17 protein-coding genes are annotated in these 18155 nt (G+C 38.9%); 14 read left to right on the top strand and 3 right to left on the bottom strand.

Features of this window, described 5'->3' with window-relative positions:
• Positions 1–136 precede the first annotated feature (136 nt).
• From QNH29_RS03005 to QNH29_RS03015, 3 genes are all read left to right on the top strand, one after another.
• Positions 137–1369 (top strand): Zn-dependent hydrolase, encoded by a 1233-nt coding sequence (locus QNH29_RS03005; protein ID WP_283863385.1) that lies wholly within the window; start codon positions 137–139, stop codon positions 1367–1369.
• Between the two features lie 202 nt (positions 1370–1571).
• Positions 1572–2900 (top strand): branched-chain amino acid transport system II carrier protein, encoded by a 1329-nt coding sequence (gene brnQ / locus QNH29_RS03010; protein ID WP_283863386.1) that lies wholly within the window; start codon positions 1572–1574, stop codon positions 2898–2900.
• Between the two features lie 225 nt (positions 2901–3125).
• Entirely contained in the window at positions 3126–3263 is a 138-nt protein-coding gene (locus tag QNH29_RS03015) for a hypothetical protein (protein ID WP_283863387.1), read from the top strand.
• 45 nt (positions 3264–3308) lie between these two features.
• On the opposite strand, the gene QNH29_RS03020 is transcribed toward QNH29_RS03015, so the two are convergent.
• Entirely contained in the window at positions 3309–3617 is a 309-nt protein-coding gene (locus QNH29_RS03020; protein WP_283863388.1) for a YciI family protein, read from the bottom strand.
• Positions 3618–3883: 266 nt separating this feature from the next.
• On the opposite strand from QNH29_RS03020, the gene QNH29_RS03025 reads away from it, so the two are divergent.
• From QNH29_RS03025 to QNH29_RS03060, 8 genes are all read left to right on the top strand, one after another.
• Positions 3884–5344: a PstS family phosphate ABC transporter substrate-binding protein gene (locus QNH29_RS03025; protein WP_283863389.1), complete on the top strand. Its 1461-nt coding sequence runs from the start codon at positions 3884–3886 to the stop codon at positions 5342–5344.
• 90 nt (positions 5345–5434) lie between these two features.
• A complete protein-coding gene (locus tag QNH29_RS03030) occupies positions 5435–6340 on the top strand; it encodes a Gfo/Idh/MocA family protein (protein WP_349654906.1) in 906 nt (301 codons plus the stop codon).
• A 166-nt stretch (positions 6341–6506) separates the two neighbouring features.
• The gene (locus QNH29_RS03035; protein ID WP_283863390.1) at positions 6507–8009 is read left to right on the top strand and encodes a sugar ABC transporter ATP-binding protein; all 1503 of its coding nucleotides are present in this window, start codon (positions 6507–6509) and stop codon (positions 8007–8009) included.
• A 1-nt stretch (position 8010) separates the two neighbouring features.
• Positions 8011–9015, top strand: a complete 1005-nt coding sequence (locus QNH29_RS03040) for an ABC transporter permease (RefSeq protein WP_481858772.1) — start codon at positions 8011–8013, stop codon at positions 9013–9015.
• 14 nt (positions 9016–9029) lie between these two features.
• Positions 9030–10262, top strand: a complete 1233-nt coding sequence (gene mtnK, locus QNH29_RS03045) for an S-methyl-5-thioribose kinase (RefSeq protein WP_283863392.1) — start codon at positions 9030–9032, stop codon at positions 10260–10262.
• Between the two features lie 5 nt (positions 10263–10267).
• Complete coding sequence (gene mtnA / locus QNH29_RS03050) at positions 10268–11332, top strand: S-methyl-5-thioribose-1-phosphate isomerase (RefSeq protein WP_283863393.1); 1065 nt, start codon at positions 10268–10270, stop codon at positions 11330–11332.
• A 376-nt stretch (positions 11333–11708) separates the two neighbouring features.
• Positions 11709–12428 carry a class II aldolase/adducin family protein gene (locus tag QNH29_RS03055; protein ID WP_283863394.1) on the top strand — a complete coding sequence of 240 codons (720 nt, stop codon included), beginning with the start codon at positions 11709–11711 and terminating at the stop codon, positions 12426–12428.
• Positions 12429–12498: 70 nt separating this feature from the next.
• Entirely contained in the window at positions 12499–13740 is a 1242-nt protein-coding gene (locus QNH29_RS03060; protein WP_283863395.1) for an MFS transporter, read from the top strand.
• Between the two features lie 4 nt (positions 13741–13744).
• Here the strand turns inward: QNH29_RS03060 and QNH29_RS03065 are convergent, their stop codons facing one another.
• Together QNH29_RS03065 and QNH29_RS03070 are read right to left on the bottom strand one after the other, a co-directional pair.
• Positions 13745–14320 (bottom strand): GyrI-like domain-containing protein, encoded by a 576-nt coding sequence (locus QNH29_RS03065; protein ID WP_283863396.1) that lies wholly within the window; start codon positions 14318–14320, stop codon positions 13745–13747.
• The gene (locus QNH29_RS03070) at positions 14305–14676 is read right to left on the bottom strand and encodes a helix-turn-helix transcriptional regulator (RefSeq protein WP_283863397.1); all 372 of its coding nucleotides are present in this window, start codon (positions 14674–14676) and stop codon (positions 14305–14307) included. The genes QNH29_RS03065 and QNH29_RS03070 overlap by 16 nt, the downstream gene beginning before the upstream one ends.
• Positions 14677–14768: 92 nt before the next feature.
• On the opposite strand from QNH29_RS03070, the gene QNH29_RS03075 reads away from it, so the two are divergent.
• The 3 genes from QNH29_RS03075 (at position 14769) to QNH29_RS03085 (ending at position 18150) form a co-directional block, all read left to right on the top strand.
• The gene (locus QNH29_RS03075; protein ID WP_283863398.1) at positions 14769–15935 is read left to right on the top strand and encodes a TraB/GumN family protein; all 1167 of its coding nucleotides are present in this window, start codon (positions 14769–14771) and stop codon (positions 15933–15935) included.
• Positions 15936–16064: 129 nt separating this feature from the next.
• Positions 16065–16691 (top strand): histidine phosphatase family protein, encoded by a 627-nt coding sequence (locus tag QNH29_RS03080; protein WP_283863399.1) that lies wholly within the window; start codon positions 16065–16067, stop codon positions 16689–16691.
• 256 nt (positions 16692–16947) lie between these two features.
• A complete protein-coding gene (locus QNH29_RS03085; RefSeq protein WP_283863400.1) occupies positions 16948–18150 on the top strand; it encodes a hypothetical protein in 1203 nt (400 codons plus the stop codon).
• The last annotated feature ends 5 nt before the right edge of the window (positions 18151–18155 follow it).

Genomic DNA, 18155 nt, shown 5'->3' on the forward strand with positions numbered 1-18155 from the left:
TTTATCTGCAGGAAATTCCTTGAAAGAAACAATGTAAATATTTTGTCTTATAAAAGATTAGGCCTGATTAATATTAACTGAACAATTACATAAATATGTTACAAGGCTCCCTACAATTTTTAAAAGGAGAGATGATATGCAGCGGCAAAAGCTTTTAATTAATGGGGAAAGATTAGAGAAGGAACTTGAAAAGTTTGCAAGCTTTGGCAGGACAGAGAATAACGGAGTAACTAGACTGGCATTATCAGAAGAGGACCGTTTAGCCAGGGATTTTTTCAGGTTAGGCTGTGAAGAGTTGGGCTTAACTGTAACGGTTGATGATATGGGCTGTATGTACGCGACACTAGAAGGCGTTGAGAATAAGCCGCCAATACTGATTGGCTCCCACTTGGATTCAGTTAAAAAAGGCGGCAGGTTTGACGGTGTGCTAGGAGTTTTAGCTGGTTTAGAAGTGGTACGAACATTGGTAGAAAATAATATCAAACCTCAAATCCCGATTACACTTGTTAATTTTACGAATGAAGAGGGTGCGAGATTTGAGCCTTCCATGATGGCATCAGGAGTGCTTTCCGGTAAATTTGATAAGAATGTGATGTTGAAAAAGAAAGATTCTGCGGGGATAACCTTTGAAGAAGCACTTAAATCGATCGGATATGAAGGAGAAGAAGGGGATCGTCTAAAAGAGGGGACTGCCTTCTTAGAATTGCATATTGAACAAGGGCCTATTCTTGAAAAAGAAGCTTTGTCCATTGGTGTGGTGGAATGCGTGGTGGGTATGGCTTGTTACGATATTGAAATCACAGGTGAATCTGATCACGCAGGGACGACACCGATGAGTATGAGAAAGGATGCTCTATTTGCAGCCAATAATCTAATTAATGAAATTCGCAGGGTGTTGGGTTCATTAGATGAAGAGTTAGTATTTACCATCGGCAGGGTAAACGTGTACCCGAGTATTCATACCGTCATCCCAAATAAGGTGGTATTTTCTTTAGAAGCAAGGCACAAAAATCCTGAGATTGTCAGGACTTTTAAAGAATTTGTTGAAGAACTTCCAACTCGCGGTTTAAACGAAGGGTGCGAGGTTAAAACAACGAAATTATGGGAGCGGGATACGGTTTGGTTTGATACAGAAGTCGTTAGCCAACTAGAAAAATCGGCTCAGTCGCTTGGATATAACCATAAGAGAATGGTTAGCGGTGCAGGACACGACGCTCAATTTATTGCCAGCCTTGTACCTTCCGCGATGTTATTTGTTCCGAGTTTTAATGGAAAAAGCCATTGTGAAGAAGAACTGACCTCGTGGGAAGAGTGTGAAAAGGGCGTAAACGTCTTATTAGATACAGTTTTAGCCTTGTTATCGAAATAAAAGCAGAGACACCAGGTTCAATCACCTGATGTCTCTTTGGTTTTTTTAGAGAAATTTCCAGTAGAAATTGAACAACTATTTAAAAAATTCTTTGCAGTTTTTGTCGAAATTTTGTATATTAGTATAGGGAATTCACTTTATACATTCTTTATTCTTCTGAAATATTGAAATGAAAATATTATTTGAGAGATAGGAGCTTCACATGGAACGAAAATTACCATTAAAAGAAACTATAGCCTTAGGCTTTTTTATGTTCGCTTTATTTTTAGGTGCTGGAAATATTATTTTCCCGCCGTTACTAGGTCAGCAAGCTGGTGAATCCCTTCTGTCAGCGATCATTGGTTTTTTAGTTACAGGTGTCGGCCTGCCTCTCTTAGCTGTCTTCACTATCGCTAGATCAGGCGGAGACTTAAATGACTTATCCAATCGAGTACACCCCGGATTCGCTAAAGTCTTTCCGGTAATTATTTATTTAACGATTGGACCATTTTTCGGTATACCACGTACCGGAACTGTAACGTATGAAATCGGTATTGCTCCATTCCTGTCAAATGAAAGCAGCATGGGGTTATTTATCTCTACATTCGTATTTTTCCTTATCACATTTTGGCTTGCACTCAATCCGGCAAAGTTAGTAGATCGTGTAGGAAAAGTTCTTACTCCGTTACTATTATTATTAATTGTAGTAATCTCGATCAGAGGATTTGCATCTCCGATTGGTTCCTTCGGTGAAGTGGCGGGGAAATACAGAGACGGGGCGTTTTTTGGCGGGTTTGTCGAAGGGTATTTAACCATGGACGCAATCGCTGCACTAGTATTTGGAGTGGTTGTGATTCATCGTGTCAAAGAAATGGGAATAAAGACTGCAGCTGCTATTCGGTCTTATACGATTAAGGCCGGGATTATTGCAGGGATTGGGTTATCGTTTGTTTATGTATCGTTATCTTTCATTGGTGCCACAAGTGTTGAGGGTGTTGGAATCCAGGAAAATGGCGGGGAAATTCTTTCATCTGTCACTTCACTTTTATTTGGATCAATCGGGTCCATCATTCTTGCATTGGTTATTACCGGAGCATGTCTAACTACTTCAGTAGGTTTAGTTTCTGCTTGTGCGGAGTATCTTAGCCAGCGGTTTGCGAAACTTTCCTATCCTGTTGTCGTAACCTTTCTTTGTTTATTTAGTTTTACGATGGCGAATCTAGGTTTAAGTCAATTAATTTCTGTATCTATCCCGCTGTTAATTAGTATTTATCCAATTGCGATTGTTCTAATTTTGTTATCTTTAGTACACTCCTATATACCAGTATTTAGAGCTGTTTATATAGGGGCAATTATTGGGGCAGGAATTGTTAGTATCTATGATGGCTTAACAACTGCCGGTATTGAAGCAGCCTCCATTTCGACAGCACTCACCTTCGTTCCGCTTTACACGAATGGATTAGGATGGCTGTTCCCAAGTATAGTGGGCGGGCTGATAGGATTACTTTTTCAATATGTAAGGCTTTTAAATGGGGCTGCATCATCAAAGTAAAAGACTAGGGATTTATCCTAGTCTTTTTTCATTTAAATCACGTAAAAAACCTCTTCATTGTAAAATACCGAAAAATCGCTCAATGATAAGAAAAATATGTATGAAACACGCTTACAATGCAAATGTTATCGCTTTTATAGCAAATGTTTCCGTTTTCTAGAGCTTTGTATTAGAGCCCCTTATGTACGATAATAAAGATATAAATTTTACAAAGGTGGTAATAATATGAAAAAGGCAATCGGAAATTTTATTGATACTTACGGAAAATACATGGCAGCAGCAGCATTTGCTCAAAAACAACAATGGACTAAAAATGAATTAGAGTACATGGTAAGCTTGTTTAGAGACGATTCTCAAAGATAATGTTGAGATTCGTTTTTTTTTTGCGATATATTGCTGGATAGGACATTACTTTCTTATCAACGCCACTCGGTATGGAAAAAGTGCTGCCTCCATGATTCCTTCTTTTACAGCAGGGTCATTTTCCATCAGTTCCCGTGCTTCCTCCTCAGAATCAACTTCGAGAATAACAATTCCCATCCCTGTAGGATCCATATTTAATGTCCTGCCTGCTAAGATAAGTTTTCCTTCTTGCAGCAACCCTTGAAGCACCTCAAAATGACGCTGAACAATGGCTTCTTCTTTTTCAGTCCAATTAGCTTCATTCAATAATGAAGGGATTAAGTTAAGCTTGTATAAAAATTGCAACTTCTCCATGTTCGATCCTCCTATAGTGATTCATATTTAATCTTAAATCAAAAACATGCGCATACAGCAGAAAGCCATGCTTTTGTGCAAAGGGAAGGTATGCCACTAAGCTCTTCTTCAATTATAAGATTAAAAATATAGTATTCTAATCTCTCTTATATAAATCCTTCTTTTTACAAGAGCTGGATATGACAGTTATTGTATTCCATTTAACGGGATAGTTGTAAAATAATTCAAAGGAGTGTAAAATTACACTAAAAGGAGGGGGCATTTCTATGAAGAAAAATATGTTTCAAATGTTTTTGTTTTTTGGTGTAGCACCACTAGTGATTTCGTTCATCACCATCTTAATTCAAGCAAATAACTTTTTGTTATCTACTATTCTGCCGCTTATCATTGGAGGATGTGCTGCCGGAGGGATTGCAAGCAGGACACTGCTCAAAAGTGATGATAAAAGAAGACTACAACTACTGTTCCTTATTCCGCTAGCCTATACAGCGGTACTTTGGGCCATTTTTATGGTCATTAACGGCGGGTTTTATGGAGCTGATTCCTGGTTAATTTATGGTATTTTACATATAGCTATGGCCCCAATCTTTTTTATCACGATGTTAATGGGCGAGGGAAGATTGTTTCTTTGGGCACCATTGGCATATGAACTAGCCTTTATGTTTACTTTTTTCGGTTCACTCCTGGCAAAAAGGATTCGCCCCGCTATTAACAAAAGAAAAGCATTAACACTTTTGACAGTTTTCGTCTTAGCCATGGGTACGGGTGCTGCAGTTCAGTGGCAGCGGAGTAAGACAGTTCTGCCGTCCTATGGATTTGAGTATGGCGGAGGCTATTCTTCCACAGATTTGTCCCCATATGAAGTTACAAATCCAAATAATAAGCTGCCAAAGCTTGCAGCGCCTTCTACTTTTACGATAAAGGATCCTAGCGATATGCCAATTTTAGATGGTGCAGAAGCAGCATATCCTGTCTATTCTGCTTTTGCGAACACAGTCTATAAAAACATTGGTGAATTCAGGAACGTGTGGGATATCGTCAGTTTCACCAATACAATCTACTCCTATGAAAGGCTGTTGTCAGGTGAAGTAGACATTTACTTTGGTGCGGAACCTTCGAAAGAGCAGGAGGAAACGGCGAAAAGGCAGGGAAAAGAATTGGTCATGACGCCGATTGGCAAGGAGGCATTTGTCTTTTTTGTAAATCCGGAAAATAAAGTAGAAAGTTTAGATGTTTCTCAGATTCAAAGTATTTACTCTGGAAAAATAAATAATTGGTCGGAGCTTGGAGGAAAGAACGAAAGAATAATAGCGTTTCAACGTCCGAAAAATTCTGGCAGTCAAACGCTTCTCGAGAAGATTATGGGTGACACGCCGATTATGGAACCTTTGAAGGAAGATGTTCCAGAAGGAATGGGCGGGATTATCGAACAAGTGGCAGATTACCGGAATTACGATAATTCAATTGGTTTCTCATTCCGCTTTTTTGCAACCGGAATGAGGGGGAATCCCGATATTAAGCTTCTTGCTATAGATGGGATTGAACCATCTCCTGAAAATATTGCTAGCGGAAAATATCCTTTTACTGCAAACCTTTATGCGATAACATTAAAGGATAATACCAAAACCACCATTGAACCCTTTTTGGAATGGATGAAAGGACCTCAGGGCCAAGAAATAGTCGAAAAAATTGGTTATATTAAAACCGGAACGTTGAGGGAGGAATAGTAGATGAAACAGGTAAGATGGGGAGTATTAAGCACCGCAAAAATAGCACAATAATCGTTAATCCCAGCATTTGAACGTGCAGATAATGCTATTGTTGCGGGAATTGCTTCGGGCAGTGGTAAAGCGGAAGAAATAGCAGCGCAGTTTAATATAGCAAAGACATACAATAGTTATGAAGCAATGCTGCAAGACCCAGAGATAGACGCAGTCTATATCCCGCTGCCAAACCATTTACATAAAAAGTGGACACTTGAAGCCGCCAAACATGGAAAGCATATTCTTTGTGAAAAGCCAGCTTCCTTAACGGCTGACGAAACAAAAGAAATGGTTGAATTTTGCCGTGAGCATAATGTTAAATTTATGGAAGCCTTTATGTATCAATTTCATCCGCAGCATGAAAGAGTAAGAGAAATCATTAAGAGTGGCGAGATAGGTAAAGTCAAATTCATGCGGGCCAGCTTTTCGTTTTCACTTGCCCAACGAGAAGGCAGTATTAAAACGGACCCTGAAAAGGGCGGAGGTAGTCTCTATGATGTTGGCTGTTATACGATTCATGCCGTTCGAAATATAGTAGAGTCGGAGCCAGTGGAAGTCCACGTTCATGCCAATATTGATTCAGATTATCAAGTAGACACATCCGCCTTCGGATATATGCAAATGGAAAATGGTGTACATGCTCATTTTGATTGCAGCTTTGATATGGTTTTTAGAGCTGAATATGAAGTGATTGGAACAGAGGGGCAAATAATAGTACCAAGAGCATTCCGTCCAGATAATCATGGTGGAGAAGGACTTGTGATTGTTCAAAAAGAGGGAGTCACAAGAGAAGAGAAAATCGTTGCCGATATTTATCGGGAAGAAGTGGAGCATATCTCAAAGGTGATTTTGGAGGATGGAGAGCCTTCTTATTCAGGTGAGAATGCTATCCAAAATATGCGTGTCATCGAGGCTTGCTATCAATCTATTAAAACGGGAAATATTTTTAAATTAGTATAATAAAAAAACAGCATAATCCCTTAGAAATATAAGGGATTATGCTGTTTTTGTTTTGGTGCTAGCATTAATTTCCAATATAGACATAGTGTTTTACCACTTTAGCGAGAAATAGTATGATAGGGAGAGGCTGAATTTTCAGGCAAATTAAAGAAAGGGGGGACTGAGCATGACAACATTATTAGAAATGAGAAATATTTCAATCGAATTTCCGGGTGTAAAAGCGTTAAACGAAGTATCTTTCTCTACAGAGACAGGAAGTACTCATGCTCTTATCGGTGCCAATGGAGCCGGTAAATCAACGTTAATGAAGGTTCTCTCAGGGGCTTATGATCATTATACTGGTGAGATATATTTGGATGGAAAAAAGGTCAATATTCGTTCGCCCAAGGAGGCCCAAGATCTTGGGATTCAAATTGTTTATCAAGAAGTCGACACAGCATTAATTCCGTATCTGTCGGTTGGGGAAAACATCATGCTAAATGAAACCGTCAATGATATGGGAAAAAAACAATTCGTCAGCTGGAAGCATATACATGAAAAAGCAACCGACATATTAAATAGCATTCATGTAAAGATTTCATCAAAAACATTGGTAAGTGAATTAACGTTAGCTGAAAAACAAATGGTTATTATTGCACGATCATTGGTTAAGCAATGTAAATTTCTCATTTTGGATGAGCCGACAGCACCGTTAAGTCACTCAGAAACCAAGGAATTGTTTAGGATTGTTCGTGATTTAAAAAGCAAAGATGTCGGAATAATTTTTATTTCACATCGCCTTCCTGAGTTATTTGAGATTTGTGACGATATTACGGTTATGAAAAATGGTGAATTTGTATGTAAAGAAAAGATCGCTGAAACGTCTCAAAACAAAGTAGTCGAATATATGCTCGGGGAAAAACTAGACGAACAATTCCCAAAAAATAAGGTAGAAATTGGGGAGCATGTCTTAGAAGTAAATGGACTTTATGATACTGGGATGATAAAAGATTTTACTATGCACGCCAATGCAGGCGAAATTGTCGGAATTGCCGGATTAGTAGGGGCAGGAAAATCGGAGCTTTGTAAAGTATTATTCGGTGCTTCAAAAATTACTGCAGGTGAAATCAAGATCAAAGGAAACAGGGTGAAAATAAAGGACCCAAATCAAGCGGTAAAGCATGGGTTAGCCCTTGTACCAGAGGAGAGAAGAAAAGAAGGTATTTTGGTACAGGAGACCGTAGCTGCGAATCTGACTGCTGCAAGCTTAGGGAAGTTTTCAAAGGTTTCGAGCTTCTTAGACTTCAAGAGAGAAAAGGAAGTTTCAAGTCAGATGATTAAAAGTCTAGGAATAAAAACACCCTCTCAAGAAACTAGGGTACAAAATCTATCTGGCGGTAATCAACAAAAAGTAGCGATTGGTAAATGGCTGATTGCGGATGCAGAGATTTATATTTTTGATGAACCAACGAAGGGTGTTGATGTTGGTGCGAAAAAAGATATATTTGAACTCATTTCACAGTTAGCGAAACGCGGCAAATCGATTATCTATGCGTCATGTGAATTCTCAGAGATTTTAGGAATTACTGACCGTGTTTATGTAGTTTATGATGGACAAGTTGCCAAAGAGCTGGACACAAAATCAACGAATGAAGAAGAATTATTATTTTATTCAACAGGGGGTAAATAAAGTGAGCAGTGCCAACCCAGAAGTGCAGCAAAAAGTGCCCTCAAAAAAGGGATTTGAACTATTTGATTTTTTATACAAATACGGTACGATAATAACAATCTTAGCGTTAATTGTCATATTCTCCATCACGAATCCTGCTTTTATGGACGGCGGAAATATCGTAAATATTCTTAGGTCGATATCCATTGTCACCATTATTGCGATTGGGATTACCATTTCCTTATCGGTGGATGGCTTTGATTTATCGGTCGGTTCAACCGTTTCATTAACCAATGCAGTCGTCATTTCAATGTTTGTATGGTTTTCGCAAAACATCTTCGTGGCACTCTTAGCGGCGATTGGCGCAGCACTTGTAGTGGGTGCATTTAACTCTATTATGATCGTAAAGGTAAAAATTCCTGATATGCTAATGACATTAGCTACCATGTTTATCATTCAAGGAATTGCCTTGACCTATACAAAAGGTGCGACTGTATCTCAAAACATGGTTATGCCGGACGGTTCATTCTCAACAGGTACGATTCCGGAAGTCTTTTCAAAAATTGGGCAAGTCCCATGGATTATCGTCATTATGATTGCAGCGGTTCTACTCGTTCATATATTTCTGAATTATACGAAACATGGACGTTACATGTATGTGATCGGCGGAAACAAGGAAGCGGCTCGATTATCCGGTATACCAGTTAACAAATATAAAATTACAGCCTACCTAATGTCTGCAACTTTTGCGGCGATAGGTGGTATTGTACTGGCTTCACGTGTCATGACAGCTGAAATTAACTCAGGTGCGCCGTATTTAATGGACGCGGTAGCAGCTGCGTTTATTGGGTCATCCGTATTAGGCGCTGGCAAACCGAATGCTTTTGGTACTTTCGTTGGTGCAGTGCTAATTGGAATCCTTCAAAATGGTCTCGTCATGATGTCTGTTCCATATTACGCAATGGATATTGTGAAAGGAACGGTTCTGGCTCTTGCACTTGCGTTAACTTATTATAAAAAGAAATAATGGAGGGGTTCGTAATGAAGGATTTCACAGTTGATTATTTCACCATGACGGAACAAGACGCAATTGAATATGCAAAATCAATTAAACTTTTTCCAGAAGAAGCGGCATTAACTTGTAATGAAATTGGTGATGGCAACTTAAACTATGTTTTTAAAATCGTAGATGGTAAAAACAATCAATCTATCATTATTAAACAAGCGGGACCAGTGGCACGTATTTCGGATGAATTCAAATTGTCTCCAGACCGAAATCGGATTGAATATGAAATACTTGAACTCCAACACAAACTAGCACCTGGTTTTGTGCCAAAAGTATACAAATATGATCCGATTATGAACTGCACGGTAATGGACGATTTATCCGATCATGAGATTATGAGAACAGCTCTCTTAAAACACAAGAAATTCCCGCTTTTTGCTGACCATATTTCTACATTTCTAGTAAATACCTTGTTATTAACATCTGATGTTGTAGTGGAACATAAGGAAAAGAAAGCTCTTGTTAAGCAATTCATTAACCCGGAGCTTTGTGAAATAACAGAAGATTTGGTTTACACAGAACCTTTTTATGATTGCCCTCGTAATGAAATATTTGAAGGTTCGAAGGAATTCGTAAAAGAAACGATTTGGAATGATAAAAAATTAGTACTTGAAAGTGCAAAATTAAAATTTGAGTTTATGACCAATGCTCAGTCGCTGCTGCATGGGGACCTTCATACTGGCTCTATTTTTATAAAAGAAGATTCTACCAAGGTAATAGATCCTGAGTTCGCTTTTTATGGACCTGCCGGCTACGATATCGGGAATGTAATAGCCAATCTTATTTTTGCTTATGCGAACGGCAAGTTTACCATCGAAGACGAAGAAACACGAGATGAGTACCTAAATTACCTTGTCACTACGATTAAAGATGTAATAAATTTATTTATAGATAAATTCAACAAAGCTTGGGATGAAAAAGCGACTGAACGAGTGGCTGGCTATGAAGGGTTTAAGGGATATTATTTAGATACGATTTTACGAGATACGGCGGCTGCAGCGGGCCTTGAACTTTTACGAAGAATTATCGGGCTTGCAAAGGTAAAGGATATTACTTCGATTGCAGATCGTGAAGCAAGAATCCGGGCAGAGAAAATCTGTTTAATCGCTGGAAAAACATTTATCTTAAATCGCGAGAATATTAAAACTGGAGCAGATTTTATCAATGTGATTCAATCTGCTGAACTTACATCTGTGAAAGGGGCTTAAGCCTAATGCAAAATCCAGTTACTGTCATACAATCCGTAAGACTAGATGATGAGAATGATACATTAGTATTATTAGATCAAACGGTATTACCAAACGAAACGAATTTCCTAGAATTAAAGGAAATGGAAGATATATGGGATGCCATTTATCAATTAAAGGTCCGTGGAGCACCCGCAATCGGGATTGCTGCAGCCTATGGTGCTTATTTAGGTGCGAAGAAGTCGACTGCAGAAACCTATGAAGCTCTTTTTGCAGACTTTAAGAAAGTGAAGGATTATTTAGCTACTTCACGGCCAACAGCTGTAAACCTGTTTTGGGCATTAAATCGGATGGAAGACCGTTTTAAACAGGAAGCAGGGAAAAGTGTGGCAGAAGTGAAGGCAGCACTTAAAGAGGAATCTGAAGCAATTCGTGCGGAGGATGAGAAAATCTGCGAAGCAATTGGAGAGCATGCATTGTCCTTGCTGGAGCCAGGCTGGGGATTACTAACCCATTGTAATGCTGGTACCATCGCTACGGCCAAATATGGTACGGCATTAGCCCCGATATATTTAGGGCAGGAAAAAGGCTATGACTTTAAAGTATACGCAGACGAGACTAGACCATTACTTCAAGGAGCCCGTTTAACGGCGTGGGAGCTCCAGCAGGCTGGAGTAGACGTTACGTTAATTTGTGATAATATGGCTTCCATCGTCATGAAGGAAGGGAAAATTCAGGCTGTCTTAGTTGGCTGTGACCGTGTCGCGGCAAATGGTGATGCGGCAAATAAAATTGGAACATCTGGTGTGGCGATTCTTGCAAAACACTATAATATTCCATTCTACGTTTGTGCACCGCTATCTACAATTGATTTAGAATGCCAAACAGGGGATGATATTCATATCGAATTACGTCCTTCTGAGGAAATTACAACGAAATGGTATGAGCAATCGATGGCACCGGAGGGTGTTCAAACCTATAATCCTGCCTTTGATGTAACCGATCATTCGCTAATCACGGGGATTGTTACGGAAAAGGGAATTGCTTACGCGCCATATACCGAAAGCCTTTCGGAAATGTTTAAAAAGTAATATTGTAAAAGCTGAGTCTAATATGGGCTCAGCTTTTTCCTTTGTTTAATGTAGGTTTGAGTAAAGCCAGCTGGTGAATTTGGCACGAAATTCCTTATGAAGGACGAATCTCAATGGGGAAAGTTCTGATTTGTCTTTCATCACGCCTATGAAGGACGAATCTCCATGAAGAAACTACTGATTTGTCTTTTCATCCAGCTTATGAAGAACGAATCTCACTTAGAATTCTCTGATTAGTCCTCATTGACATTTATACATCTGTACGATTAAACACAGCCTTAAGTGTATAACAAATTGACATACCAACCATAAAATTAGATTATGGTAATGGATAAAGAATATATTAGAACTTCTGCAAAAAAAGGAGCCTTAACTTATGCAGGATAACAAAAAATACAATTCCGATAATCAAGCAAAAGAAATGATCTGTGAGATCGGAAGACGGATATACAACCGAAACTATGTAGCAGCTAATGACGGAAATATCTCCGTAAAAGTGGGGCCTAACGAAATTTGGACAACACCTACTGGAGTAAGCAAAGGCTATATGACACCTGACATGATGGTGAAAATGGACTTTTCTGGTAATGTCCTTGCCGGAAATTTGAAACCTTCATCCGAAGTTAAAATGCACCTTAGAGTTTACAATGAAAACCCAGAAGTGAACGCAGTGGTTCATGCACATCCTCCGATTGCCACATCCTTTGCAATTGCCGGGATTCCCCTTGATAAACCAGTGTTACCAGAGGCGATTGTGTTGTTAGGTAATGTACCAGTAGCGCCTTATGCTTTACCTGGAACACAAGAAGTACCGGATTCCATTGCTCCATATTGCAATACGCATAATGCTGTCCTTTTGGCCAACCATGGAGCCCTGACATGGGGAAGGGATTTGATGGAGGCATACTTCCGAATGGAATCACTTGAACATTACGCCAACATCCTTATGCACTCCACCTTTATTTTAAAAAAGGCGAATGAATTAAATACCTCACAAATTGCTGACTTGATAAAGATTAGAGAAACGATGGGGATAAAAGCAGGCGGCGTACCGATAAGTGAAGAGGATAGGAAAGATAACGAAGAGAATAGTTAAATTGCAAGAATCGCAAATTAGGAAAAGAAATGCGTCCCTCCTCCCATTATGATTTAGGTGAGGAGGAAAGATGATGAGTTTATTAAAGAAAAAAGATCCGTATCAGGTTTATATTTACACCTGTTTCTTATCACAATTGTTTTTTACTTTTGTATTTACCGTCAACTTGTTATATCAAGTAGAAACCGTTCAACTTACTCCATTGCAGTTGGTTTTAGTGGGAACGGTGTTGGAGGCGACTGTTTTCCTTTTTGAAATTCCTACTGGAATTCTTTCTGATTTAAAAAGCAGAAAGTTATCTGTCATTATTGGCTTTTTCTTGATTGGGGCAGGTTTTATTATTGAGGGGATGTTTCCGGTGTTTACGGCGGTTATTCTATCTCAAATCATCTGGGGGATTGGATATACGTTTACGAGTGGTTCTCATCAAGCTTGGATTGCCGATGAGATTGGCGAAGAACGTGCTTCTTCTGCATTTGTTAAAGGTGCCAAGGCAGGTAATCTCGGAAAAGTCCTTGCCATTCCATTAAGTATGCTGGCAGGGTATTATCTGCTTAATTTGCCAATCGTATTAGGCGGTATTGGGTTAGTCGTGCTATCCGTCCTTTTAATTTTCTTTATGAAAGAAGAGAATTTTAAACCGGCTGAAAAAGTGGAAAGAGTAACGGTTTGGATGAACATTAAGGAAAATATGAGCCAAATTCTTTATTTTTCTAGAGTCAATTTTCTTATGCGAGTCCTATTTCTTATAGCGTTATTTTTTGGCTTATATAGCGAGGGATTTGACCGCTTGTGGATTCCCCATTTTATTGAGCAATCAGGTCTATCGAATCTTTCTGACAGTCAGTTAGTTTTACTGATGGGCGGGGTTCAATTTATTGTTGTTCTTTTAACATTTGCTGCTCTCCATTTCATTGAGAATAGTTCCATCCACCAGCAGCTTAAGCATATTTATGTGGCTCTTTTTATAGGCAGCATTTTAATAATCGGTGCATTAATTGGTTTTGCTTTTACCACATTCGCTGTTGGTTTGTTGATTTTCTATATCATTATTCAAATTTCAAGAAGCGTTATGTATCCATTAGAAAGTGTTTGGCTAAATAAAATCATCCCGGATTCTTCTACACGTGCTACCTTTTTTTCCGTCAAAGGCCAGGTAGACGCAATTGGCCAAATTGGCGGCGGCCCTGTGATAGGCGCGGTTGCCTCAAACTTTACGATTAAAATTGCTATTTTGGCTAGTGCGATTATTTTAATGCCTGTTCTATTCTTATATAACCACATCATGAGAAAAACTAGATTGAGAGGATGACTAGTCATCCTCTTTCTTTTATCGGAATGTGAATCTCCATATAGACTTTTTCGTAATCCCAGTGGTGGCAGTGTTCATCATAGTATTCAAAGTCAAAGGCCTCTTCATCGACTTCATAAGATGATTGCGGGAACCAGTCCTCTAAAATATATTTCCATGTTCCTTTAATAGCTGAAGCAAACTTTTCGACTTCGACCAAAGGAGTTTTGAACACAGCATAAGTAGCTGGCGGTAGTTCAAAAGGTGTCAGCCCATCAGGAAGCGAAGTGCCTTTGTCAAATTCGACAGCAAATAAATAGGTGAATTTATCTTCTGCTGTTGAGGGACTTAAGTTAATACAGTACTCCCCGTGTTTTTTAGGGGCCAGCGTCTTATAGAGCAATCTTTCGATAGAACCATCTGCCAGTCCTTCTTGATCCCAAATCGCAGGTGCATCTCTTGTAAAGGATACATTTCTCATAGTAATCTTAAAAGTTTTTCCGGCAACCATGAACGCCGGCCTCGTAACAATCATCGGCTGCAACACAATTCCGCCTGTATTTTTTCGATGAATACTAATTAAATCTAATTTTTGCGGCAATGATTTGGGACAATGAATCTTATATAGACTAGGAGGACTCCCAAAGCATTTTTAAAAGCTTTTGTAAAACCGGCATGGGTTTCAAATCCGTAATCCATGGCAATTTCGATGATTTTTTTGCCATTTACTAATTCATATAACGCATACTGGAGCTTTCTCTTAACTACATAGTCCATTAGCGTATAACCGGTATGCTTTTGAAAAACTCGATAAAAATGATAAGGAGAATACCCCGCCATTTTTGCCAGGTATTCAGGGTCTATTTCCTCCTTAATGTATTCTTCAATATAATCAATCACTTGTTGGATCAAGAGTAACTGCTGGATATGTATCACCTCAAATCTAACTGCATCCATTTAATTGTGTTGAAATTCTCCGGGTTCTACTTCATTATAAAGATAGAGACATTTACATGAAATAAGTAAATTGATGATGAAGGAAGTAGATTATGACAGAAGAAAATATAACTAGAATTGACTTGGACGGCAAAGAAATTATATTAATTGGCACCGCTCATGTCTCCAAGAAAAGTGTAGAGCAAGTGAAAGAGGTTATTGAGCGAGAACGTCCGGATTCTGTTTGTATTGAATTGGATGACCAACGCTATAAATCGATTATGGAAGGCAGCAAATGGAAAGAAACGGATATCTTTAAGGTGATTAAAGAAAAGAAGGCAACACTACTATTGATGAATCTTGCTATTTCCTCGTTCCAAAACCGATTAGCCAAGCAGTTTGATACAAAGCCTGGACAGGAAATGATTCAAGGGATTGAATCAGCAAAAGAAATAGGAGCAGAGCTCGTTTTAGCCGACCGTAATATCCAAATTACTTTTTCGAGAATTTGGAGCAATGTTAGTTTTTGGGGTAAAGGACAGCTGCTAACTTCGATATTCTATAGCATTTTTAATAAAGAATCTATTTCAGAAGAAGAACTTGAAAAAATGAAAACGCAGGATACATTGAATGCATCTCTTGCGGAAATTTCGGAAGCATTTCCTCGACTAAAGAAGCCTTTAATTGATGAACGAGATCAATATTTAGCTCAAAAAATTAAAGAAGCACCTGGTAAGAAGGTGGTAGCAGTTTTAGGAGCAGCACACGTTCCGGGAATTACACAAGAAATTCATCGTGACCATGATTTACAATCTCTAACTAAAACACAACCAAAATCTAAAACACCTCAAATCATTGGCTGGGCCATCCCGCTGCTGATTGTGGCTCTTATTGCATTCACCTTTTTTCTCAATCCAGCGGCAGGTATGGACCAAGCGATCAGCTGGATCCTTTGGACTGGAATCACAGCGGCGATTGGTGCAGCTGCAGCCTTGGGGCACCCATTGGCGATATTATCAGCCTTTTTGGCTGCGCCAATCACTACCTTACATCCATTGCTGGCGGCTGGCTGGGTATCGGGAATTGTACAAGCCTATATTAAACGCCCGAGTGTTGCAGACTTTGAAACATTATCAGAAGACGTTTTTTCTATAAAAGGCTTTTGGCGAAATAAATTTACAAGGGTACTGCTGGTTATCATCCTTACCAATATCGGGGGTTCGATTGGAACACTTATTGGGGGAGCAGACGTAATTCGTACGTTCCTAAATAATTTTTAAGTGTGGTACCTTCCAAACGGAAGGTGCTTTTTTCTATGGTTGTAAAATGTTGTCGAACGTTTACAGGGTAACAGAGCAGAGGGGTGAAGTAGAATAGAGGTAATAGATTTGCAGAGGGGTTGGAAATGGTTGAATATTTATCTCATCCGCCACGGTGAAGCCGAGCATAATGTAGATAAAACAGTTATGGCACATACACATGATTCCCGGCATAGTTTAACGGAACTGGGGCTTAAACAAGCCCAGGCAACAGCTGAATTTTTCAAAACAATTGTTTCTCCAAAGACTGTTTTGTACAGTTCACCTTATTTAAGAACGATGCAGACCGCTAAGGCCATTCATACTTTATTACCAGAAGGCGTTCCATTATTCGAAAATCCTTTAATAAGAGAGTGGGAACTTGGGAATCTTTATGATTTTGCCGATCGTCCCCCTGAAAAGAAGAAGGAGTTCAAAGCGGCGGGTCAATTTTACTTTCGCTTTCAAGATGGAGAATCCCTTGCAGATGTGTATTTGCGTGCGACAATGTTCATGCATACGGTAGTAGAACGTGTGAGAAAGCAGCAACGCTATGAAAATATTGTGATTGTTACCCATGCAGCGTTTATTCATATGCTTTTAACCTTCCTGATGAATTGGCCAATAGAAGAGTTGAAGAATTTTAAACCGGTAGAAAACGCGTCCGTTATTAAAGTTAATGAAGTTGATGGTGATTATCAGTACGAGAAAATTTTCGTGCCAATTGTGGACAAATAAAACTCCCAATACACTCTTGTTCAATTTGAATGAGGGTGTATTTTTTACAAAAATTTCATTTTTAGAATAATAAAATTATTATTTAATTTAAAATAATACGTTTAATTTTAAACTTAAAAATGAAGTGAAAACGATTACACGAAAATTTCCAATAATTTAAATTGACTGAAAAGTATAATTATATTATTATTCTTGTAATAATAATTCTTTCGCGAGACGAAAGTTTAGTAAATCTAACCAGAAAGAAGGAATTCTTATGTCACAGATGTTAGCTTTAGTCATTCTTATGGCCATTTTATTTATCGGAGATTTAGTTGCAGTACGGACAAAGGCATGGGTACCTTCTATATTCGTTTGCGCTGTTTTGTTCCTTTTAGGATATTGGACATTCTTCCCACAAGACATCGTAGCAGTAGCAGGAGTACCGCCAGTGGTAGCGGTGATGATGATGTATTTATTAATTACCAATATGGGAACTTTGTTATCCCTGCAGGAATTGAAAAATCAGTGGAAAACGATTGTTATTGCTCTATCAGGAATTTTAGGAATTATCGCAATCTTATTTGGTATTGGAACATTACTTTTCGGCTATCAGACAGTTGTTGTTGCCATTCCTCCTTTAGTAGGTGGAGTAGTATCCGCCTTGATCATGTCAGAAGGAGCTAAGGAAGCAGGGCTTGCTTCTTTATCTGTATTCGCCATCGTTATTTATGTAATGCAGGGATTTGCGGGATATCCGATCACTTCTGTCGTTTTGAAAAAAGAAGGAAAGAGACTTCTTCAGCAATATCGCAGTGGAAAACTTGCGGTAGAGCCACAAGGACAGGCGGCAGCTGAAGTTGCTGCTGCAGCGACTCCCAAGCCTGAGTTAAAACTTTTTAAGAATATGCCAGAAAAATATAATACCGACTTCTTTAAGTTTTTGAGACTTTCATTGGTTGCATATCTAGCTTATTTAACTTCAACTCTATTAGCTCCAGTGGTTTCAATCAGCCCGTTTGTTCTTTGCTTATTGTTTGGGGTAATCGCAACAAGTGTTGGATTCCTTGAAAAACAGGTATTACAAAAAGCAAATGGTTTCGGATTTGCTCTTGTCGCGCTTATGCTCTTTATTTTTGATGGATTAAAACAAGCGACACCAAGCATGATGCTTGAAATTATCTATCCACTTGTCGGTACAATCGTATTAGCGGTAATCGGGATGTATATCTTCTCGTTCATTGCCGGAAAGATTTCAAAGGTGAGTAAAGAAATGGCTTTCGCTGTATCGCTGACCGCATTATATGGATTTCCAGCGGATTACATTATCACAAATGAAGTCATTAAATCCTTAACAGAAGATGAAAAGGAAAGAGAAATGCTGACCAGCCATATGCTGCCTCCTATGCTTGTCGGAGGATTCATTACCGTTACAATGGTGTCAGTCGTACTAGCAGGTATTTTTGTAGGATTCCTGTAAGAAAG

Origin of the sequence: Neobacillus sp. DY30, from assembly GCF_030123065.1 — a bacterium.
Classification (GTDB): Bacteria; Bacillota; Bacilli; order Bacillales; family Cytobacillaceae; genus Neobacillus.